This is a genomic window from Duganella lactea (assembly GCF_009857505.1).
GTDB lineage: Bacteria > Pseudomonadota > Gammaproteobacteria > Burkholderiales > Burkholderiaceae_D > Rugamonas > Rugamonas lactea.
Map to the genome: position 1 here is coordinate 1 of NZ_WWCP01000125.1, position 255 is coordinate 255.

The 255-nt window shown below is 55.3% G+C and carries 1 rRNA gene; it reads left to right on the plus strand.

The annotated features are described in order from the left end of the window. Positions 1 to 255 (plus strand): 16S ribosomal RNA (locus GTP44_RS26985); the annotation flags it as partial.

Genomic DNA, 255 nt, shown 5'->3' on the forward strand with positions numbered 1-255 from the left:
CATGCAAGTCGAACGGCAGCACGGAGCTTGCTCTGGTGGCGAGTGGCGAACGGGTGAGTAAAATATCGGAACGTACCCAGGAGTGGGGGATAACGTAGCGAAAGTTACGCTAATACCGCATACGTCCCAAGGGAGAAAGTGGGGGATCGCAAGACCTCATGCTCATGGAGCGGCCGATATCTGATTAGCTAGTTGGTGGGGTAAAGGCCTACCAAGGCATCGATCAGTAGCTGGTCTGAGAGGACGACCAGCCAC